The following is a 19,287-nucleotide window of genomic DNA, read 5'->3' as shown; positions in this document are numbered from 1 at the left end:
CCGCGTCGACGGCACAGCGTACCCGTGATGATCTTCCTTCCGGCCGCCGGTTCCCTCTTCCGGCCGGAAGCCAGGCAAGATGGGGGGTGTGACCCTCATTGATCAGCTCCCGCCGAACGCCGACCCCGACGCCCTCTTCGAGGCCTTCTCCTCGTGGGCGGAGGACCAGGGCATCACCCTGTACCCGGCGCAGGAGGAAGCACTGATCGAGGTGGTCTCCGGTGCGAACGTGATCCTGTCGACGCCGACCGGCTCCGGCAAGAGCCTCGTGGCGGCGGGCGCGCACTTCACGGCGCTGGCCCAGGACAAGGTCACCTTCTACACCGCGCCGATCAAGGCGCTGGTGTCGGAGAAGTTCTTCGACCTGTGCAAGCTCTTCGGCACCGAGAACGTCGGCATGCTCACCGGGGACGCCTCCGTGAACGCGGACGCCCCCGTGATCTGCTGCACCGCCGAGGTGCTGGCCTCCATCGCCCTGCGCGACGGCAAGTACGCCGACATCGGCCAGGTCGTGATGGACGAGTTCCACTTCTACGCGGAGCCGGACCGCGGCTGGGCCTGGCAGATCCCGCTGCTGGAGCTGCCGCAGGCGCAGTTCGTCCTGATGTCGGCGACCCTCGGCGACATGAAGCGGTTCGAGGAGGACCTGACCCGGCGCACGAGCCGCCCCACCTCGGTGGTCCGCTCCGCGAGCCGGCCCGTTCCGCTGTCGTACGAATACGTGACCACGCCGATCACGGACACCATCACCGAGCTGCTGGAGACCCGGCAGGCGCCGGTCTACATCGTGCACTTCACGCAGGCCCAGGCGGTCGAGCGAGCGCAGTCGCTGATGAGCATCAACATGTGCACCCGCGAGGAGAAGGACAAGATCGCGGAGCTGATCGGCAACTTCCGTTTCACCACGAAGTTCGGCCAGAACCTCTCCCGCTACGTCCGCCACGGCATCGGCGTGCACCACGCGGGCATGCTGCCCAAGTACCGGCGCCTGGTGGAGAAGCTGGCCCAGGCCGGTCTGCTGAAGGTCATCTGCGGCACCGACACCCTCGGCGTGGGCGTCAACGTCCCGATCCGCACGGTGCTGTTCACCGCGCTGACCAAGTACGACGGCACCCGGGTCCGCACGCTGCGCGCCCGCGAGTTCCACCAGATCGCCGGCCGGGCCGGCCGCGCCGGCTTCGACACGGCGGGCTATGTGGTGGCCCAGGCGCCCGAGCACGTCATCGAGAACGAGAAGGCCCTCGCGAAGGCGGGGGACGACCCGAAGAAGCGCCGCAAGGTGGTCCGCAAGAAGGCCCCCGAGGGTTTCGTGGCATGGTCGGACACCACCTTCGAGAAGCTCATCGCCGCCGACCCGGAGCCGCTGACCTCGCGCTTCAAGGTCACCAACATCATGCTGCTGTCGGTCATCGCCCGGCCGGGGGACGCCTTCAAGGCGATGCGTCACCTGCTGGAGGACAACCACGAGCCGCGCAAGGCACAGCTGAGGCACATCCGCCGGGCCATCGCGATCTACCGTTCGCTGCTCGACGGGGGTGTCGTGGAGAAGCTGGACACCCCGGACGCCGAGGGCCGCACCATCCGGCTCACCGTGGACCTCCAGCAGGACTTCGCGCTGAACCAGCCGCTGTCCACCTTCGCGCTGGCCTCCTTCGACCTGCTGGACCCGGAGTCCCCCTCCTACGCCCTGGACATGGTCTCGGTGGTCGAGTCCACCCTGGACGACCCCCGCCAGATCCTGGCCGCCCAGCAGAACAAGGAGCGGGGCATCGCGGTCGGCGCGATGAAGGCCGACGGGATCGAGTACGAGGAGCGCATGGAGCGGCTCCAGGACGTCACCTATCCCAAGCCCCTGGAGGAACTGCTGCTGCACGCCTATGACGTGTACAGCAAGAGCCACCCGTGGGTCCGGGACCACCCGGTCTCCCCCAAGTCGATCATCCGCGACATGTACGAGCGCGCGATGACCTTCACCGAGTTCACCTCCTTCTACGAGCTGGCCCGCACCGAGGGCATCGTGCTGCGCTACCTGGCCGGTGCCTTCAAGGCCCTGGACCACACGATCCCCGACGACCTGAAGTCCGAGGATCTCCAGGACCTCATCGCCTGGCTGGGCGAGCTGGTCCGCCAGGTCGACTCCAGCCTGCTCGACGAGTGGGAGCAGCTGGCGAACCCCGAGGTGGAGACGGCGGAGCAGGCCCAGGAGAAGGCCGACCAGGTCAAGCCCGTCACGGCGAACGCCCGCGCCTTCCGCGTCCTGGTCCGCAACGCGATGTTCCGCCGGGTGGAGCTGGCGGCCCTGGACCACGTCAACGTCCTGGGCGAGCTCGACGGCGACGCCGGCTGGAACGCCGACGCCTGGGGCGACGCCATGGACGGCTACTGGGACGAGTACGACGACCTCGGCACCGGCCCCGATGCCCGCGGCCCCAAGCTGCTCCAGATCGAGGAGGACGCGGCGCACGGGCTGTGGCGCGTCCGCCAGACCTTCGCGGACCCGAACGGCGACCATGGCTGGGGCATCAGCGCCGAGGTCGACCTCGCCGCGTCCGACGAGGAGGGCCGGGCCGTCATCCGGGTCACCTCGGTCGGTGAGCTCGGCGCACTCTGACCCCACCCCGCCAACCGCCGGCCGGGGCGCACCCGCCGGACCCGACCGTGGAGAAGCCCTGATGACCAACCCCGCCGAGAGACTGGTCGATCTGCTCGACCTGGAGCAGATCGAGGTCAACATCTTCCGGGGGGCCAGCCCCCAGGAGTCCCTCCAGCGCGTGTTCGGCGGGCAGGTCGCCGGCCAGGCGCTGGTGGCGGCCGGCCGCACCACCGAGAGCGACCGGCCGGTCCACTCGCTGCACGCGTACTTCCTGCGCCCCGGGATCCCCGGGGTGCCGATCGTGTACCAGGTGGAGCGGGTGCGCGACGGGCGTTCCTTCACCACGCGCCGGGTCACCGCGGTCCAGCAGGGCAAGACCATCTTCAATCTGACCGCCTCCTTCCATCATCCGGAGGAGGGCGGCATCGAGCACCAGCTGCCGCCCCGCCTCGACTTCCCGCACCCGGACTCGCTCCCGAAGGTCGCGGACGAGATCCGAGAGCACCTGGGCGCGCTGCCCGAGGCCCTGGAGCGGATGGCCCGCCGCCAGCCCTTCGACATCCGGTACGTGGACCGGCTGCGCTGGACCCCGGAGGACCTCAAGGACGCCGATCCGCGCAGCGCGGTGTGGATGCGGGCGGTCGGCCCGCTGGGCGACGACCCGCTCGTGCACACCTGCGCCCTCACCTACGCCAGTGACATGACCCTCCTCGACGCCGTGCGCATCCCCGTGGAACCGCTGTGGGGCATGCGCGGTTTCGACATGGCCTCGCTGGACCACGCCATGTGGTTCCACCGGCCGTTCCGGGCGGACGAGTGGTTCCTGTACGACCAGGAGGCACCCATCGCGCACGGCGGCCGCGGTCTGGCCCGCGGCCGGATCTACGACCTGGAGGGCAGGCTGCTGGTCTCCGTGGTCCAGGAGGGCCTCTTCCGCCCGTACCCGGCCGCTTCGGCCAGGCCTGCCGTGTCCCCGCAGTAGTTCCGCACCCTCCCCGCCCGAGCCCCGAGCGCCGGGGCACGAAGAGCCCCGGCCCGAAGAGCCCCGGCCCGGCATACCGAAGAGCTGAGCGCACATGCCCACCCCCGAGCTCCCCTGCCCCTGCGGGCTGCCCGCCGCCTATCCGGCGTGCTGCGGCCGCTTCCACTCCGGCGGCCGCCAGGCACCCACCGCCGAACTGCTGATGCGCTCGCGCTTCAGCGCCTTCGCCGTCGGTGACACCGCCTATCTCCTGCGGTCCTGGCACTCCTCGACCCGCCCGGCCCGGCTCGACCTGGACCCGGAACAGCTCTGGGAGCGCCTGGAGATCCTCGCCACGGAGCGCGGCGGCATGTTCGAGACGGAGGGTTCGGTGGAGTTCCGGGCGCACTACCGGGAGGGCGGCCACACGGGCTCGCTGCGCGAGCACAGCGCCTTCTCCCGCGAGGACGGGGCCTGGGTCTACGTCGGCCCCCTCTCCCCCGTCGAGTTCGACTGACCCCGCGCCCCGGTCAGGGCGAAGTCCAGGCTGGTGCGGTACCAGTGGACCTCGTCCGGCGGCTCCGCCAGCAGCAGCCGGTCCGCCACGGCGGCGGCGGCCGGGGCCTGGGGGTGTCCGTAGGGCGGGGGTGGCGCGAGGGCGGCCAGCACGATCCGCTCCGCCGGGTCGGGAACGGCCAGACGCACCTCGGAGCCGGGGAGTACGGAGGCCAGCACGGCGGCCCGCTCCCAGGGGTCGGCGGTTCGTCTCAGCAGCAGCCCCACATGCCGCCCCCGCCACCGGCGGGGCCGCAGATCCGCGCCGGCCAACACCAGCTCCCGGTCCTGCGGGGGCGCCGCCCCGGTCAGCGTCCCCGGCTCCTTGGCGGCGAACTCCCGTAGTTCCGCGGTCAGATAGATCCAGACGACGGCCCGGTAGCGGTTGACCCGGTACCCGACGGGGATCAGGTGTCCGCAGCGCGCGAGCCGGGTGAAGCGGCTCGGTCCGATCCCCAGCACTCCCGCTCCGGCGTCGGCGCCGGCCACGGTCTCGACCTGCTCCCGCAGGGCCTGCGGGAAGCCCTCCCGCGCCCTGACCCGCTCCAGTTCGGCGCGGGCGAAGCGGGCGGCGCCGCTCGGCGCCCGGGGTCCGGCGCGCACCAGTCCCAGCTGGACGGCCCGGGCGAACTCACCTCGACGCAGGCCCAGTTCCCCGGCCGCGCGCAGACCGCCCAGCAGTTCCTGCGGCCGCGCGTCTCCCCGTGGCTCCGGACGGGGGTCCGGTCCGGGATCCTCCCGGAATTCCTCGTCGGCCGATACCGACGCACGCTCCAGCGCTTGCACCTTCATCACGGTCCTCCCCCACGAGTGGCGATCACTCTGTGTGAAGACCGTAACTCAGCGCGACGATCCCGTGCGAGGCCTGTGGATAACTTCCGCCACGGTCCGCCGGTCCGCCGGTCCTCAGCCCCCGGTGATCCGCCGCTCCGCCACCCCGAGGTGCTCACCGACCCGGTTGACCAGCAGTGTCATCTCGTACGCCACCTGCACGATGTCCGCCTCGGCCGCGCTCAGCGCGCACAGGCAGCTGCCCGAACCCGCCGCGACGACGAAGAGGAACCCCTCGTCGTACTCGACCATGGTCTGGCGCACCTCGCCCGCCCGGAAGTGCCGTCCGGAGCCCTTCGCGAGGCTCTGCAACCCGGCAGCCACGGCCGCGAGGTGCTCCGCGTCCTCCCGCGCCAGCCCGGCGCTGGCCGCCGTGACCAGCCCGTCGTTCGACAGCACCACCGCGTGGCGGACCTGTGGGACCCTGCGCGTGAGGTCGTCCAGCAACCAGTCGAGCTGCTTGTCCAGTGCCATTTCCAGCCCCTCCCCGTCGACGCGGCCGACGTGGCCGCGCCCCACCCCGCGTAGTCGTGGCGCAAGCCTTCCCCACCAGGGCCTTTCCGGCAAGGAGGATGGGCCCATGGCACAGAAGATGACTCAAGAGGAATGGCGGGCCTTCGTCTCGCACTCCACCCGCACCGGAAAGCTCTCCACGGTCCGCGAGGACGGAAGCCCTCACATCGCTCCCATCTGGTTCGTTCTCGACGGGGATTCCTTCGTGTTCAACACGGGGAGGAACACCGTCAAGGGGCGGAATCTGGCCCGCGACGGCCGGGTCGCCCTCTGCGTGGACGACGACCGGCCACCCTTCTCCTACGTCGTCCTCCAGGGGCGCGCCGAGATCAGCGACGACCTGGAGGAGATGCTCCCCTGGGCGACGCGGATCGGCGCCCGCTACATGGGCGGGGAACGCGGGGAGGCCTTCGGCCGCCGCAACGCCGTACCGGGCGAACTCCTCGTCCGCGTCCCCATCGACAAGGTGATCGCCGTGGCCGGCATCGCCGACTGACCGCCCGGCCGGACACCCGGCCGCTCGCCTGCCCGGCCCCTCGTTCGCCCCGGCGCAGGCTGACGGCACCTCACACGGGATCGGCCTGCGGTCCGACCGAATCGAGCAGCCGGGCGGTGTGCACCCGCCCGGCGTACTCGACGAGCCGGATCAGCACTTCCTTCCCCGAGTCCTTGTCCCGTGCGTCGCACAGCACCACCGGCGTCCCCTGCTCCAGGTCGAGGGCCCGCGCCACCTCGTCGGAGCCGTAACGGCGGGCATGGGCGAAACAGTTGACGGCCACCACGAAGGGGATCCGCCGGCGCTCGAAGTAGTCCACCGCGGGGAAGCAGTCCTCCAGCCGCCGGGTGTCGGCGAGGACGACGGCTCCGAGCGCACCCTGCGCGAGCTCGTCCCACAGGAACCAGAACCGGTCCTGGCCCGGCGTCCCGAACAGGTACAGCGACAGACCGGACCGGATGGTGATCCGGCCGAAGTCCATGGCGACGGTGGTCGTGGTCTTCTGACCGACCCCGTCCGTGTCGTCGACGCGTTCGCCCGCCTCGCTCAGCAGTTCCTCGGTGCGCAGCGGCCGGATCTCGCTGACCGCTCCCACGAGCGTGGTCTTGCCGACCCCGAAGCCGCCCGCCACCAGGATCTTCAAGGCGAGCGCGGCCAGTTCCCCGTCCGCCCCGTCGTCGTGCAGTCCCATCACAGCGCTCGCAATCCTTCGATGACTTCCCGCAGAATCCGTTCGTCCGGCAGCTGGGCCGGCGGCACCGGACGGCTGACCTTGACGTGCCCCGCCTCCAGCAGGTCCCCCAGCAGCACCCGCACCACCCCCACCGGCAGGTCGGCGTCGGCGGCCAGCTCGGCCACCGACTGCGTCTCGTCCCGGCAGAGTCCGAGCAGCGCCCGGTGCTCCGGGCCGAGCAGCGACTCCTCCCCCGGGCCCGCCGCCGGATCGACCACGACCAGTGCGATGAGGTCGAAGCGCACTCCGTGCGGTCCCGGCTTCGTCCGGCCGCCGGTCACGGCGTACGGACGCACCAGCGGACCCGCCTCGGCGTCGTACCACCGGCCCGCCGCCTGCCGGCCGTTCACCTGCCCCTCCCCGGGCTGAGTGTCCCCGGGCTGCGCGTTCCCGGGCTGCGCATCCCCGGGGGGCGCGTTCCCGGCCCGCGCGTTCCCGGCCCGCGCCTCCCCCGGCGGCTCGGGCTTCACCTGCGCGTCCCCGGCCTGCGGGGGCTCCACCTGCGGGCCCTCGGCCTGCTGGGCGTCCATCCGCCGGACCGCCGCCCTCACCCGGCGGCCGGCGGCCGGGCCGCGAACCGGGGCGGGGCGTACAGGTGCTCGCCGACCCGCTTGACCAGCCGCGCCATCTCGTAGGCGATCAGCCCGATGTCGGCGCCCGCCTCGCTGAGGACGGCCAGGCAGGAGCCGTCACCGGCGGCCGCGACGAACAGGAAGCCCTCGTCCATCTCCACCATCGTCTGGCGCACGCCCCCGGCGTGGAAGTGCCGGCCGGCGCCCTTGGCGAGGCTGTGGAAGCCGGAGGCCACGGCCGCCAGGTGCTCGGCGTCCTCCCGGCTCAGCGCGTGCGAGGAGCCGACGGCCAGACCGTCGTTGGACAGGACCACGGCATGCCGGACCTCGCGGACCCGCGTCACCAGGTCGTCCAGCAGCCAGTCCGGTTCGCCGGGCCGGCGGCCCGCGTCGAGCTCTGGGTGGCCGTCGAGGCCCGGGTCGGTCCTGTGCTGTTCGATCATCACACTTCTCCTTCGTTGCCTGCGTGGGGGACGCCGCCGTGCGCCTTCGAGGTCTCCCGGGCCCCGCGCGCCCAGCCGTCCCGGAAGGCCGCCATCCGTTCCCGCGCCTGCTCGGGGCTGCGGCCCCGGGGCGCGCCTTCGGGCCGGCTGCCGTCGGGGTCGACCTTCGCGGCGGGCGCCTCGCGCAGCTGCGGGACCAGGCTGGCCTGGCGGACCCGGCGCGGCAGTTCGGTCACCGACCCGGCGGCGGGGGCGGCGGGGGCGGGCGCCGGTGCGGGCGCCGGGTGCGTACGGGTGCCCGCGCCACCGGGGCCGCGCGGCCGGAGGGGGGCCACCGGGGCGGGGGACGGCGGTTGCCGTACGGGGGCGGGCTCCGCGGCCGGGACGGGGGCCGGGGGGAGGACGGACGCCGGGACGGATGGCCGGCCGGGCGACGGGACGCCGGGCACGGTCTCCCGTACAGGACTGTCGGCCGGGGAACGGCGCGGCTGCTCCTCTCCGGCGGCCCGGGCCGTGGTCCCGTCCGGGGCGGGGGCTTCGATGGCGCTCTGGAGGAGGGAGTTGGGCAGCAGGACGACCGCCGTGGTGCCTCCGTAGGGGGAGGTGCGCAGGTGGACCCGTACCCCGTGGCGGGCGGAGAGGCGGCTGACGACGAAGAGGCCGAGGCGGTCGCTGTCGAACAGGTCGAGGTCCTCGGAGTGCTCGATCCGACGGTTGGCCGCGCCGAGGGCTTCGCGCCCCATGCCGAGGCCGCGGTCCTCGACCTCCAGGACGTATCCGGCGCCGACGGGCTCGCCGCTGACGCGGACCTTGGTGTGCGGCGGGGAGAACTGGGCGGCGTTCTCGATCAGTTCGGCGAGGAGGTGGGTGAGGTCGGCCACCGAGGCGCCGACGACGGCGGCTTCGGCGAGTCCGCGGACCTCGACGCGCGGATAGTCCTCGATCTCGGAGACGGCGGCGCGCACCACGTTGGTCAGCGGGACCGGCATGCGCCAGGCCCGGCCGGGCGCGGCGCCCGAGAGGATGATCAGGCTCTCCGCGTGACGGCGCATGCGGGTCGTGAGGTGGTCGAGCCGGAAGAGGTCGCCGAGCTCACCGGGGTCGTCGGCGCGCCGCTCCATCGAGTCCAGCAGGGTGAGCTGCTTGTGGACCAGGACCTGGCTGCGGCGGGCGAGGTTGACGAAGACCCCGCTGACCCCGCTGGCGAGTTCGGCGCGTTCGACGGCGGCGCTGAGGGCGGCCCGGTGGACGGTGGACAGGGCGTCGCCGACCTGGCTGACCTCGTCCCCGGCGGGCGGCCCGGTGGGGGACCCGGCCTCGCCCTCGACGTCGACGGCCTGCCCGGCCCGGAGCCGTTCCATGGCCTGCGGGAGCTTGCGGTGGGCGATCTCCAGGGCGGCGTTGCGCAGCGAGACCAGTTCGACCACGAGGGCGCGGCCGATGCGGACCGAGATGACGAGCGAGGCGGCGACGGCGGCCAGGCCCAGCAGCACGGCGGCCCCGGCGGGACTGAGCAGCGCGTCGGTGAGCGGGTCAGTGCGCGGCGCGGCCGCGGCCCGGGCGGCCTCCCCGATCTCGCGCACCGAGCCGCTGACGCTCGTGTACGCGGCCTCCCAGTTCGCGGGCGCCGTCCCCTGGGCCAGGGCCAGGACGGGCGCGGGGGCGGGGCCGGCGGGGGCCAGTGCCCTGTCCTCGGCGCTGGTGAGCTCGGCGTAGGCGGCGCCCTTCGCCACCGCCGCCCAGGCGGCCCGCTGGGGGGCGGGCAGGTCGCCCGCGGTGGCGGCGGTCAGCGCGCGACGGGTTTCGACGGCACCGGTCAGGCGGCGCAGCGCGTCGCCGGTGCGCGGTCCGGGGAGGGCGAGGAGCGCGTCCTCGCGGGCCAGCATCTCGCCGGCGCGGGCGAACTCCAGCAGGACGCGGGCGTCGGAACCGGCGGCTGCCCCCTCCCGGTCGCCGTCCAGGGCGCCTTCGACGGCGAGGGCGGAATCGGCGAGGCGGGTGTAGGTCTCGTAGGCGCCCTCCGGGGTCGCACGGCGGTCGGTGACGTCCCGGCGGGCGGCGGCGAGCCCTTCCGCTCCGCTGACGAAGGCGCCGAGCCGGGTGACCACGTCGGGGCGGTAGTCGCCGGATTCGGCCACGGTGTGCCGGTCGCCGAGGCGCAGGCGCCGCACGGCCTCGTCGGTGCGGCGGGCCTGCTGTTCCAGGGCGGCCGCCTGGTCGGAGGCCGGATCGGCCAGGAAGCGGACGGCGGCGCGGCGTTCGGCCTGGAGCTCGGTGAGGGCGGCGGCGACGGGGGTGCGGATCTCGGCGTCGGCCTGCCGGACACGGCTGAGGAGGGCGACGTCCTGGGCGGCGCTGACGGTGGCGAAGGCCCAGAGGGCGAGCAGGGAGACGACCGGGACCATCAGCAGGGAGAGGATCTTCGCCCGGACGGTGCCGGGCCGCAGCCGAACCCGCAGCCGCTGCCGCTGCCAGGGGCGCGCGGCGGCCGGAGCGCCCCCGGGCGGGGAGGGGCGCGGGTCCGGGGCCGGCGGCTCCTCGGCGGGGGGACCGGCGTGCGCCCGACGGCCGCGCGCCGGGGGCAGGGGCGGCTGCGGGACCGCTGCTTCCGGTCTTCTGCGGGGTGTGCGCATGGACTCCTCGTTCCGGGCGGTACGGGTGGGGCGGGGATGGCGGGTGGGGTGAGGGTGGACGACGGGGCGGGCGGGGCGGGCGGGAGGCGCGGGGTCAGTGGGCGGGCACGGTGCCCCGGCCCGGGCTGCCCGGGGCGGAAGGTGACGCCGCCCCGGGCACCGCCCCGGGCACCGCCCCAGACCCCGGCGCGCCAACCGCCGCGCCCCCTGGCGCGCCCCCCGGCGCGGGGCGCGAGGCGGCGGCCGCGGCCGTCGCAGCCCGCTCGTCGGCGGTCGGCGACAGCGCCACGAAGGCGGCGGTGATGAACAGGTAGGAGCCCAGCCCGACCGCGAGCGGGAAGATGAACTGCAGGGTGGTGGCTCCGGGCAGCGGCCGGTCCGAAGGCGTGACGTGGACGGAGACGGCCAGCATCCCGGTGTAGTGCATGCTGCTGACGGCCAGGCCCATCACGAGCGAGGCGACGGTGACGGCCGCCGGGGACTTGATGGTGAAGGCGGCCCACAGGGCGACGGTCGCCGCGACGACGGCGATGACCACCGAGAGCCCGACGGCGGCCGGCGCGTAGCTGATCCCGCCGTGCAGGCGCAGGGCGGCCATGCCGAGGTAGTGCATGCTCGCGACCCCGAGTCCGGTGGTGAGGCCGCCGATGACGAGGGAGCGGCCGCGCGCCCTGCCGTAACCGACGGCGAAGACTCCGGCGCCCACGACGAGCATCGCGCCGAGCAGGCTGAGGACGGTCAGCGGCACGTCGTAGCGGATGTCGGTGCCGGTGACGTGGAAGCCGAGCATCGCGACGAAGTGCATCGTCCAGATGCCGGTGCCGATGGCGGAGGCCGCCGTGAGGAGCCAGTTGCGGCGGGAGGCCCCGGTCGCGGCGAGCGCGCGGACGGTGCAGCTCAGGCCGAGGGCGGCGCCGATCGACGCCATCACGTACGACAGTGCGGGTGTCAGCCAGCCATAGGCGGCGTGGTCCAGGTGTCCCATGGCCACGGGACGCTAGTCCGGGTGAGGCCGCGAACACGGGAAGCATTTCGAAAGCCGCTGGAACTGCTGGAATATGACAGAGCTACGTTCATCTCCGATCACACCGCGTACCACCTTGCACACGCCCCGCAGGTGGTGCCGGTGCGGGATCATGGGGGCATGAGCACTGTGAACCGTACGAACGAGGACCGCACGCGCGTGCAGGAGTTCTTCGGAGCGCGCGCCGCCGACTGGGACCGCAAGTTCCCCGGGGACGGACCCGCTTTCGCGACCGCCGTCGGCGAGTTCGGCGTGGGTCCGGGCGATCGGGTGCTCGACGCGGGGTGCGGGACGGGCCGGGCGCTGACCCCGTTGCGCGCGGCGGTCGGACCGTCCGGGACCGTCCTCGGCGTGGACCTCACCGAAGGCATGCTGGCCGCCGCCCGGGAGGCCGGGCGGGACGCCGACGGCACGCTGCTGTGCGCGGACGTGGCCCGGCTGCCGCTGCGCGACGGGGCCCTGGACGCGGTGTTCGCCGCCGGGCTGATCGCGCACCTGGCCGACCCGGAGTCGAACCTGCGCGAGCTCGCCCGCGTGGTCCGACCCGGCGGCCGGCTCGCGCTCTTCCACCCGATCGGGCGGGCCGCGCTCGCCGCCCGCCACGGCCGCGAGCTGACCCCGGACGACCTGCGGGCCGAGCCCAACCTCCGGCCCCTGCTGGCCGGTTCGGGCTGGGAGATGACCTCGTACGCCGATGAGGACCACCGTTTCCTGGTCCTGGCGGCCCGCCGCCCCTGAGGTCTCCCCCTCGTACGTCGGCCCGCGCGCCGGGATCCCGCGGCACCCGGGGGCTACGCGGGCGGCTGGGCCTCGGCTCCGGCCGGCCGGCGCGGGTGCGGCACGGGGCAGCCGCCCGCGCCGGCCACGGGGAACGTACCGAGCTCGCCGACGTCGTAGCCGTCGGGGTAGCCCTTGATCTCCGGGTTCTGACGGGCGTAGTGCGGGGTGTCGCGGGGCGGCATCAGCCGCACCGCGCGGCCGCGCAGCCACAGGGCGCCGCGGACCAGCCGGCGCAGGGCGGGGCGCGGGGACTCGTAGCGGAAGGCGCTCAGCAGCGGCTCGTCGAGCAGGGCCAGGCTCGCCCGGCGCACGGCGGGGGCCAGCGGGGCCGGGTACCAGGACGCCATCAGGTCGAGGGTGGAGTCGGCGACCTTCCGGCCGCCCTCGTCCCAGCCGAAGTGCTCCCGCTCGTAGGCGTCCAGGGTGGTCTCGAACTCTTCGAACGATCCCGGGACGTCCTTGATGCCGAGGTGCCGGCCGAGGGTGGCGTAGTAGGCGGCGCAGGCCCGGCGCTCGTGGTGGGTGAGCGGGCGCCAGCCGTAGGCGTCGATCCAGCGGGCGGGGATGACCACGAACGTGGACAGGACGTAGCGCATGTCGTCGTCCGAGATGTCGTACCCGCGGTGCATCTGGTTGACGCGGCGGATCGCGGTGCGCGCCGTATCGCTGTCGAAACCGTGCTCGACGACCGCGTCGAGGAGCAGTGCGGTGTCGTCGTAGCGCTTCTGGGTGCGTTCGGTGAACTCGCCGGTCTCGGCGAGCAGGCCGCCGATGGCGGGGACCGCGTAGGTCCGGAAGAGGGCGAGCTCCAGGGCGCGGGTGAAGTCCCAGGGGAACTCGTAGGTGGCGGTGAGCCGGTAGATGGCCAGGAAGTCCTTGTCGGGATCGAGGCGGAGGATCTCCCTGAGCCGGTCGTAACGCTGCACCGGTGTCCCTTTCTGTGGCGGGTGCCCAACTCTACGTGCAGGTGGCGGCCTTGGAAATCGGTGCGCGCGGGCTCTCGACGTGCGTGTTACCCGCTGGTTAAGGTGCGCCGACGACAGAGCGATCGGGAGGCCACGTGTCCGACGAGGAGGACGGGGGCTCGCTGTACGTGCTGACCGCCGTACTGCTGACCCCCACGCAGTTCCCGGCGGTGTTCGGCGACGACTTCCCCGAGGCCTGCGCCCTGCTGGGCGTGCAGCCGTCCGCCGAGGGCTACGGGCTGGTGCTCGGGCAGGACGAGGAGGGCGCGCGCTGGACGGTCGTCGTGGACGACGTCTCGCTCGTGGCCACGGCCATCGCCTCCTGGGACTGCGGCATGGAGTACGAGCTGTCTCCCGACGAGCGGACGGTCGTGGCCTCGCTGGCGGGCTGGCCGCTGGAGCTGACGGTGGCGGCGCCGGACGTGCCCGCGCCGCACGATCCGGAGCAGGGCGCGGACGGGACCGGCCGGGTGCCGCTGGCTCCGCCATCGGCGCGGGTGTGGGGGCCGGTCCAGCGGCGCCTGGGCGCGGACCAGATCGCCCGGGAGTGGACGGACTGGCGCGAGCGCGTCGCGGAGGACGGCGGGGCGGCGGCCGCGGCGCATCCCGGGCTGGCGCGGGCGCTGCGGGAGGCCGCGGCGTACACGCGCCAGGCGCCGCCGCCGGGCCGGGTCCGCTCCGCCTTCGCGGGTGAGGGCGCGCGGACGCTCCGGGCCGACGGGCCCGGCTGGTCGCTGGTGGCCCGGACCGACGACGCGGCTTTCGTGCTGCTGGACGAGGAGCCCGGCGAGGTCCTGGCCGTCCCGCGCGCGGGCGGTCCCGAACCGGCGGACTTCCCCGGGCTCCCGGAACTGCTGGCGGCGCTGGACCGCGTCGCCATCCGTCCGGCCTGAACCCGAGCGGCAGCCCGCGCCGGGCCGCGCCGGCCCGGGACGGGCTGCCGGCGCCGGGCGGCCTCCGGCTCCGGGCCTCCCGACACTGGGCCGTTGGCCAGACTCCGTCTGAGGGCGCCGGGCGGCATCAAGCGGCGTCGGACGCCGCCTGGCGACCCGAACCGCGTCGAGCGCGGTCGGGCCGGATCCGGCCGGGGTCAGACACGGTCGAGCGGGACGTGCGGCGGCGCCGGCAGGGTGACTTCGATGGTGTCGCCGGGGCGGATGGTGCCGCCCTGGTGGACCACGCCCATGATCCCGGCCTTGCGGACCACCCGGCCCTGCTCGTCCCGGCCGACGACCTGCTTGAGCAGCCCGTCCTGGAAGGCGTTGATCTGCGGGCACGGGTTGCGCAGGCCCGTCACCTCCACCACCGCCTCCCGGCCGAGGCGCAACAGCGTCCCCGTCGGCAGGGCGTGCAGGTCTATGCCCTCCGTCGTCACGTTCTCCCCGAGCTCGCCCGGTTCGACGCTGAAGCCCGCCGAGGCCACCTCGTCGAACAGTTCGCGGTGGATCAGGTGCACCTGCCGGAGGTTCGGCTGGGTCGGATCCGCCGCCACCCGCGAGCGGTGCTTGACCGTGACGCCCGCGTGCACGTCGCCCTCCACACCCAGTCCGGCGAGCAGCGTGATGCTCGGCCGGTTGGGCTTGGTGAACGAGTACTCGCCGTTGCTGCTGACCGCGGCGATCCGCCCTGTGCCCCCATGAGCGCTGTTCATGTGAAACGTCCCCCCTGCCGACCTCAGCGGCCGAGCTGCTTCCTGGATATGCCCCGCAGGCGACGCTTCTGGGAGGAGTCCAGCAGCAGATAGGCCGCGACCGGAACCCCGATCAGAACCGCCAGTCCCGCCCAGAATCCGAGCAGGGAGTACAGCACGACGGCTGCCACCACAGCGCCGACCGCGATCTTCGCGTTCTTCGACATCCGCGGACACCTCCTTCTTCGACTTCTTCGACTGCCCCGACTTCTCCGACGCGTCACCACGTCCGTCATCTGCACAACGTGCGGTCCGGAGCGTACGTTCCCGGCCACCGGAGGGGCTACCGGGGTGGCCGTCCACGTCGCCCGTGACGTGATCCGGGTCGCCGCGCCCCCACGGGCCCGGGGGCCCGTCGGGCGGGCTGCTCTCGGCCGCCCCGTTCCCCCGAGCCCGAATCCAGGGAGCTCGCGCGCACCGAGATGTCCGGCCCGCTGCTGCGCTGCCCGGGCTCTGCGACCTCGACCCGCGCTGCGACTGCGGCGAGTGGGACCACTGCCCCCACACGGCGGCGCTCTGACGGCGACCCGTTCCTGCTGCTGCTCCTGCGCGGGCGGACGCGGCGGCGGCTGCTGGACGCGCTGGAGGAGCGGGACGCGGCGGGCGCCGAGCCGGAAGCGGAATCCGCCGCGGCGGACCCGGGGAGGCCGGCCGCGGAGGTGTTCGCGGCGGCGCGGCGGGGCCTGCCGAGGTTGCCGCCGCTGCCCTCGCGGCCGGACGAGCCGGGCCGGCCGCCCTCGCTGGACACCGACACGGAGCCGGAGGGGCGGGACGTGGACGCGGTGGAGTTCCTCGCGCAGGCGGCCGCGTCCGAGGCGTACCGGCTGCTCGCGGGGGCGCTGGCGCTGGCTCCGGGCCATGCGGAGCGCGCCGCGGAGCCGGCCCTGACCGTGGCGGAAGACGCCGTACGGCTCGCCGCGGAGGCCGGTGACTTCCGGGTCCGGTTCCGCCTGTCGGTGGCCGCCGGTCGCGACGGGGCGGCGATGGAACGGGCCGTACGGGGCCTGGGGCTTCGGCGGGGCGGCCGCCCTGGAGGCGCTGGAGGAGGACTGGACGCCGGACCGGGCGGCCCTGGCCCGGGCCCGCTCCGCCCTGGCGGCGGCCTGGCCGGACGAGGCCGCTCCGGAGCTGCGCCGGGTCCGGGCCCGCTGGACGACCCCGGACGGCAACGGCCGGCTGCGGCTGAACCGGCACGGCCGCTGGTGGCCGCTGCGCCGCGAGCCGGGCCGCCGGCACCTGGCGGGCCCGTCGGCCCCGGACCCGGCATCGGCGCCGGCCTCCCTGGACCCGCCCGCCGGGACCCCCGGCCATAGCCCCCACGCCGGGGCAGCACGCCGGAGCCCGCCTCACCCCGCCCCACTGCGGAAGCGGCTGCCCCGCCCGGCCCGGAGCGGGTTTCGGCGCGGGGTGGCCGACACAGCGCTTGCCCGGGGCCGGGGGCCGCACCACGATGGGGGCGCTCCGCGTTCCGGGGCACCACGACCCCCCGGGAGGGCGACATGGGCGACCCGTCGTTGGCGCTGCCGGGCGGGGCCGACCCCGTGGAACGCACGCGGGTGCTGCGACGGGCGCACGAGGCCTTCACCCGGGACGGCCTGGTCGGACCGCCGGTCCGGACGGTGATCGCGAAGTCGTGGCGGCGGTGCGCGCGGGCGCGGGTCAGCCCGGAGTGCGCGCCCGGGCCGGCGCTGGCGGAGGCGGACCTGCGGGGTTACCGCGAGCAGCATCCCCTGTCCCGGGTGATGCCGCTCTTCCGGGACCTCGTGGGGGCGTTCGCCGCGCAGGGGGCGCACCTGCTCGCGGTGTGCGACGCGCGCGGCGGGCTGCTGTGGGTCGAGGGGGAGTCGGCCACGCTGCGGCGGGCCGAGCGGCTGGGCTTCGTACCGGGGGCGCGCTGGGCGGAGACCGCGATGGGAACCAATGCGCCGGGCACGGCGGTCGCGCTCGGGCAGCCCGTGCAGGTCTTCGGCGCCGAGCACTTCAGCCGGCTCGTGCACCCCTGGACCTGCGCGGCGGCCCCGGTGCGCGACCCCGCCACGGGCCGGGTGCTGGGGGCGGTCGACATCACCGGCGGCGACGGGCTGGCGCACCCGCACTCGCTGGCCTTCGTCCAGGCGGTGGCCCGGGCCGCGGAGGCCCAACTGGCGCTGCTCGCACCGCCCGAGGAGTCCGCCGGGCGCAACACCCTGACGGCCCTGGGCCGTGATGAGGCGCTGCTCGTGCTCGGCGGGCGCCGGATCCCGCTGGGGCGGCGGCACAGCGAGATCATGGCCCTGCTCGCGCACCATCCCGAGGGCCTGTCGGGGGCCGAACTCGCCTTCGCCCTGTACGAGGACGAGTCCGTCTCCGCGGTGACCCTGCGGGCGGAGGTGTCCCGGCTGCGCTCCCTGCTGGGCGCCGGGATCCTGCTCTCCCGCCCCTACCGGACCGCCGTCCCGCTGGAGGCCGACTTCACGGCCGTGACCCGGCACTTGGCGGCGGGGGCCGTGTCGGCCGCCCTCACCCGGTACCCGGGCCCCCTGCTGCCGGCCTCCGCCGCGCCCGGGATCGTACGGCTGCGGCGGCGGATCGAGGACCAGGCGCGGGCGGCGGTGATCGCGCGGGCGGACGCCGGGCTGCTCGCCGACTGGGTGTGCGGGCCGTGGGGCGCGGAGGACCCGGCGGTGTGGCGGGCGCTGGCCGCGGCCCTGCCGCCGCGGGACCGGCCGGCCGCGCTGGCCCGCGTACGGGCCCTCGACGCGGAGCTGGGCACGGGGCCGGGGGCGGCGCCGGGGCGGGGGCCGGGGCGCGGGGTGGCGGCGCCGGTTGCAACGTATCCGCAACCCACCCGCTCCTAGCCTCCTCCGAGCGCTGTCCGACGGCGGCCGGCGCCCGGCAAGGGGAGGCACACCATGGCCCGTTACGCTGCGCCCGGTACGGAGGGCGCGCTGATGACGTACGCGTCCCGCTACGACCACTTCATCGGCGGCGAGTACGTCGCGCCGGCGCGGGGGCAGTACTTCGAGAACCCCTCCCCCGTCACCGGCCGGCCGTTCACGGAGGTCGCGCGGGGCACGGCGGAGGACGTGGAACGGGCCCTGGACGCGGCGCACGCGGCCGCCCCGGGCTGGGGGCGCACCTCGGCGGGCGAGCGTTCCACCGTCCTGCTGCGCATCGCGGACCGGATGGAGCAGAACCTGGAGGCCCTCGCGGTCGCGGAGACCTGGGAGAACGGCAAGCCGGTGCGCGAGACCCTCGCCGCGGACCTGCCGCTGGCGATCGACCAGTTCCGCTACTTCGCGGGCGCGCTGCGCGCCCAGGAGGGGGCGCTCAGCCAGCTCGACGAGGACACGGTGGCCTATCACTTCCACGAGCCGCTGGGGGTGGTCGCCCAGATCATCCCGTGGAACTTCCCGATCCTGATGGCCGTGTGGAAGCTCGCCCCGGCGCTCGCCGCGGGCAACGCGGTGGTCCTCAAGCCGGCCGAGCAGACGCCGGCCTCGGTGCACTACTGGCTGAGCCTGGTGTCCGACCTGCTGCCGCCGGGCGTGCTGAACATCGTCAACGGCTTCGGCGAGGAGGCGGGCAAACCCCTCGCGTCGAGCCCGCGCGTGGCGAAGGTCGCCTTCACCGGGGAGACCGCCACGGGGCGCCTGATCATGCAGTACGCGGCCGAGCACCTGAAGCCGGTCACCCTGGAACTCGGCGGCAAGAGCCCGAACCTGTTCTTCGACGACATCTGGACGGCCGACGACGACCTGCGCGACAAGGCCCTGGAGGGCTTCACGATGTTCGCGCTGAACCAGGGCGAGGTCTGTACGAGCCCGTCGCGCGCGCTGATCGAACGCGGCCGGTACGGGGAGTTCCTGGACGCGGCCGTCGCCCGCACGGAACTGATCGTGCCGGGCCACCCGCTGGACACGGACACGATGATCGGCGCCCAGGCCTCCGAGGAGCAGCTGCGGAAGGTCCTGTCGTACGTGGAGATCGGCCGGCAGGAGGGCGCGAAGGTGCTGACGGGCGGCGGGCGCATCGACCACGGCGGTGACCTGGCGGGCGGCTTCTACGTCCAGCCGACCGTCTTCGAGGGGGACAACCGGATGCGGATCTTCCAGGAGGAGATCTTCGGCCCGGTGGTGTCGGTGACCTCCTTCCAGGACTTCGACGACGCGGTCCGCATCGCCAACGACACGGCGTACGGTCTGGGCGCCGGCGTCTGGACCCGCGACATCAACACGGCGTACCGCGCGGGCCGCGCCATCCAGGCGGGCCGCGTCTGGACGAACTGCTACCACGCCTACGCGGCGCACGCCGCCTTCGGCGGCTACAAGCAGTCGGGCATCGGCCGCGAGACGCACAAGATGATGCTGGAGCACTACCAGCAGACGAAGAACATCTATTGCAGCTATTCCCCGAAGGCAGTTGGGTTCTTCTAGAGAACCAAGTCGAGCTCCAGGAAGGGAAATTACCCTCCTGAAGTCAGCCGCGGAGCCTCACCCATCAGCACGGAGTCACCACG

General features: G+C 74.2%; 18 protein-coding genes. 8 read left to right on the top strand and 10 right to left on the bottom strand.

The window, feature by feature from the left end:
- Positions 1-88: 88 nt before the first annotated feature.
- The 3 genes from ACFYYT_RS01195 to ACFYYT_RS01185 all read left to right on the top strand — a co-directional run bounded on the left by ACFYYT_RS01195 (position 89) and on the right by ACFYYT_RS01185 (position 4,071).
- Positions 89-2,611, top strand: a complete 2,523-nt coding sequence (locus tag ACFYYT_RS01195; RefSeq protein WP_351826089.1) for a DUF3516 domain-containing protein — start codon at positions 89-91, stop codon at positions 2,609-2,611.
- 61 nt (positions 2,612-2,672) lie between these two features.
- The gene (locus ACFYYT_RS01190) at positions 2,673-3,575 is read left to right on the top strand and encodes an acyl-CoA thioesterase II (protein ID WP_351826090.1); all 903 of its coding nucleotides are present in this window, start codon (positions 2,673-2,675) and stop codon (positions 3,573-3,575) included.
- A gap of 94 nt (positions 3,576-3,669) precedes the next feature.
- Positions 3,670-4,071 (top strand): YchJ family metal-binding protein, encoded by a 402-nt coding sequence (locus ACFYYT_RS01185; protein ID WP_351826091.1) that lies wholly within the window; start codon positions 3,670-3,672, stop codon positions 4,069-4,071.
- On the opposite strand, the gene ACFYYT_RS01180 is transcribed toward ACFYYT_RS01185, so the two are convergent.
- Positions 4,035-4,901 (bottom strand): DUF6397 family protein, encoded by an 867-nt coding sequence (locus tag ACFYYT_RS01180; RefSeq protein ID WP_351826092.1) that lies wholly within the window; start codon positions 4,899-4,901, stop codon positions 4,035-4,037. The two genes, ACFYYT_RS01185 and ACFYYT_RS01180, sit on opposite strands and share 37 nt — an antisense overlap.
- A 114-nt stretch (positions 4,902-5,015) precedes the next feature.
- A complete protein-coding gene (locus ACFYYT_RS01175) occupies positions 5,016-5,414 on the bottom strand; it encodes a roadblock/LC7 domain-containing protein (RefSeq protein ID WP_351826093.1) in 399 nt (132 codons plus the stop codon).
- A gap of 106 nt (positions 5,415-5,520) precedes the next feature.
- Here ACFYYT_RS01175 and ACFYYT_RS01170 point away from each other — a divergent pair, with 106 nt between their 5' ends.
- Positions 5,521-5,949, top strand: coding sequence for a PPOX class F420-dependent oxidoreductase (locus tag ACFYYT_RS01170; protein WP_351826094.1), 429 nt, complete (start codon positions 5,521-5,523; stop codon positions 5,947-5,949).
- A gap of 70 nt (positions 5,950-6,019) precedes the next feature.
- Here ACFYYT_RS01170 and ACFYYT_RS01165 read toward each other — a convergent pair whose 3' ends face one another.
- From ACFYYT_RS01165 to ACFYYT_RS01145, 5 genes are all read right to left on the bottom strand, one after another.
- Positions 6,020-6,640, bottom strand: a complete 621-nt coding sequence (locus ACFYYT_RS01165; RefSeq protein ID WP_351826095.1) for an ATP/GTP-binding protein — start codon at positions 6,638-6,640, stop codon at positions 6,020-6,022.
- Entirely contained in the window at positions 6,640-7,032 is a 393-nt protein-coding gene (locus ACFYYT_RS01160; protein ID WP_351826109.1) for a DUF742 domain-containing protein, read from the bottom strand. Before ACFYYT_RS01160 ends, ACFYYT_RS01165 begins: the two co-directional genes overlap by 1 nt.
- Before the next feature lie 197 nt (positions 7,033-7,229).
- The gene (locus tag ACFYYT_RS01155) at positions 7,230-7,697 is read right to left on the bottom strand and encodes a roadblock/LC7 domain-containing protein (protein ID WP_351826096.1); all 468 of its coding nucleotides are present in this window, start codon (positions 7,695-7,697) and stop codon (positions 7,230-7,232) included.
- Entirely contained in the window at positions 7,697-10,330 is a 2,634-nt protein-coding gene (locus tag ACFYYT_RS01150; RefSeq protein ID WP_351826097.1) for a nitrate- and nitrite sensing domain-containing protein, read from the bottom strand. The genes ACFYYT_RS01155 and ACFYYT_RS01150 overlap by 1 nt, the downstream gene beginning before the upstream one ends.
- Positions 10,331-10,424: 94 nt before the next feature.
- Complete coding sequence (locus tag ACFYYT_RS01145; protein WP_351826098.1) at positions 10,425-11,315, bottom strand: MHYT domain-containing protein; 891 nt, start codon at positions 11,313-11,315, stop codon at positions 10,425-10,427.
- Between the two features lie 159 nt (positions 11,316-11,474).
- Here ACFYYT_RS01145 and ACFYYT_RS01140 point away from each other — a divergent pair, with 159 nt between their 5' ends.
- Positions 11,475-12,092 (top strand): methyltransferase domain-containing protein, encoded by a 618-nt coding sequence (locus ACFYYT_RS01140; RefSeq protein ID WP_351826099.1) that lies wholly within the window; start codon positions 11,475-11,477, stop codon positions 12,090-12,092.
- Between the two features lie 53 nt (positions 12,093-12,145).
- On the opposite strand, the gene ACFYYT_RS01135 is transcribed toward ACFYYT_RS01140, so the two are convergent.
- Entirely contained in the window at positions 12,146-13,060 is a 915-nt protein-coding gene (locus tag ACFYYT_RS01135; protein ID WP_351826100.1) for an oxygenase MpaB family protein, read from the bottom strand.
- A gap of 134 nt (positions 13,061-13,194) precedes the next feature.
- On the opposite strand from ACFYYT_RS01135, the gene ACFYYT_RS01130 reads away from it, so the two are divergent.
- The gene (locus tag ACFYYT_RS01130) at positions 13,195-13,992 is read left to right on the top strand and encodes a hypothetical protein (protein ID WP_351826101.1); all 798 of its coding nucleotides are present in this window, start codon (positions 13,195-13,197) and stop codon (positions 13,990-13,992) included.
- Between the two features lie 197 nt (positions 13,993-14,189).
- Here the strand turns inward: ACFYYT_RS01130 and ACFYYT_RS01125 are convergent, their stop codons facing one another.
- On the bottom strand, positions 14,190-14,750 hold the full coding sequence (locus ACFYYT_RS01125) for an MOSC domain-containing protein (protein WP_351826102.1): 561 nt from the start codon (positions 14,748-14,750) through the stop codon (positions 14,190-14,192).
- A 23-nt stretch (positions 14,751-14,773) separates the two neighbouring features.
- Complete coding sequence (locus tag ACFYYT_RS01120; protein WP_351826103.1) at positions 14,774-14,956, bottom strand: hypothetical protein; 183 nt, start codon at positions 14,954-14,956, stop codon at positions 14,774-14,776.
- A gap of 1,332 nt (positions 14,957-16,288) precedes the next feature.
- Here ACFYYT_RS01120 and ACFYYT_RS01115 point away from each other — a divergent pair.
- Both ACFYYT_RS01115 and ACFYYT_RS01110 read left to right on the top strand, forming a co-directional pair.
- Positions 16,289-17,626 carry a GAF domain-containing protein gene (locus ACFYYT_RS01115; protein ID WP_388606725.1) on the top strand — a complete coding sequence of 446 codons (1,338 nt, stop codon included), beginning with the start codon at positions 16,289-16,291 and terminating at the stop codon, positions 17,624-17,626.
- Between the two features lie 54 nt (positions 17,627-17,680).
- Positions 17,681-19,204: an aldehyde dehydrogenase family protein gene (locus tag ACFYYT_RS01110; protein ID WP_351821802.1), complete on the top strand. Its 1,524-nt coding sequence runs from the start codon at positions 17,681-17,683 to the stop codon at positions 19,202-19,204.
- Positions 19,205-19,287 lie beyond the last annotated feature (83 nt).

Origin of the sequence: Streptomyces sp. NPDC002032 (assembly GCF_042890765.1) — a bacterium.
Taxonomy (GTDB): Bacteria; Actinomycetota; Actinomycetes; order Streptomycetales; family Streptomycetaceae; genus Streptomyces.
This window is presented reverse-complemented; position numbering and strand designations above follow the sequence as displayed.

What these genes read in the sequence shown, in the direction of transcription:
- ACFYYT_RS01190 (WP_351826090.1), top strand. Translation starts at nt 2,673, where the DNA reads ATGACCAACCCCGCCGAGAGACTGGTCGATCTGCTCGACCTGGAGCAG.
- ACFYYT_RS01185 (WP_351826091.1), top strand. Translation starts at nt 3,670, where the DNA reads ATGCCCACCCCCGAGCTCCCCTGCCCCTGCGGGCTGCCCGCCGCCTAT.
- ACFYYT_RS01180 (WP_351826092.1), bottom strand. Translation starts at nt 4,901, where the DNA reads ATGAAGGTGCAAGCGCTGGAGCGTGCGTCGGTATCGGCCGACGAGGAA.
- ACFYYT_RS01175 (WP_351826093.1), bottom strand. Translation starts at nt 5,414, where the DNA reads ATGGCACTGGACAAGCAGCTCGACTGGTTGCTGGACGACCTCACGCGC.
- ACFYYT_RS01170 (WP_351826094.1), top strand. Translation starts at nt 5,521, where the DNA reads ATGGCACAGAAGATGACTCAAGAGGAATGGCGGGCCTTCGTCTCGCAC.
- ACFYYT_RS01165 (WP_351826095.1), bottom strand. Translation starts at nt 6,640, where the DNA reads ATGGGACTGCACGACGACGGGGCGGACGGGGAACTGGCCGCGCTCGCC.
- ACFYYT_RS01155 (WP_351826096.1), bottom strand. Translation starts at nt 7,697, where the DNA reads ATGATCGAACAGCACAGGACCGACCCGGGCCTCGACGGCCACCCAGAG.
- ACFYYT_RS01150 (WP_351826097.1), bottom strand. Translation starts at nt 10,330, where the DNA reads ATGCGCACACCCCGCAGAAGACCGGAAGCAGCGGTCCCGCAGCCGCCC.
- ACFYYT_RS01145 (WP_351826098.1), bottom strand. Translation starts at nt 11,315, where the DNA reads ATGGGACACCTGGACCACGCCGCCTATGGCTGGCTGACACCCGCACTG.
- ACFYYT_RS01140 (WP_351826099.1), top strand. Translation starts at nt 11,475, where the DNA reads ATGAGCACTGTGAACCGTACGAACGAGGACCGCACGCGCGTGCAGGAG.
- ACFYYT_RS01125 (WP_351826102.1), bottom strand. Translation starts at nt 14,750, where the DNA reads ATGAACAGCGCTCATGGGGGCACAGGGCGGATCGCCGCGGTCAGCAGC.
- ACFYYT_RS01120 (WP_351826103.1), bottom strand. Translation starts at nt 14,956, where the DNA reads ATGTCGAAGAACGCGAAGATCGCGGTCGGCGCTGTGGTGGCAGCCGTC.
- ACFYYT_RS01115 (WP_388606725.1), top strand. Translation starts at nt 16,289, where the DNA reads ATGGGCGACCCGTCGTTGGCGCTGCCGGGCGGGGCCGACCCCGTGGAA.
- ACFYYT_RS01110 (WP_351821802.1), top strand. Translation starts at nt 17,681, where the DNA reads ATGGCCCGTTACGCTGCGCCCGGTACGGAGGGCGCGCTGATGACGTAC.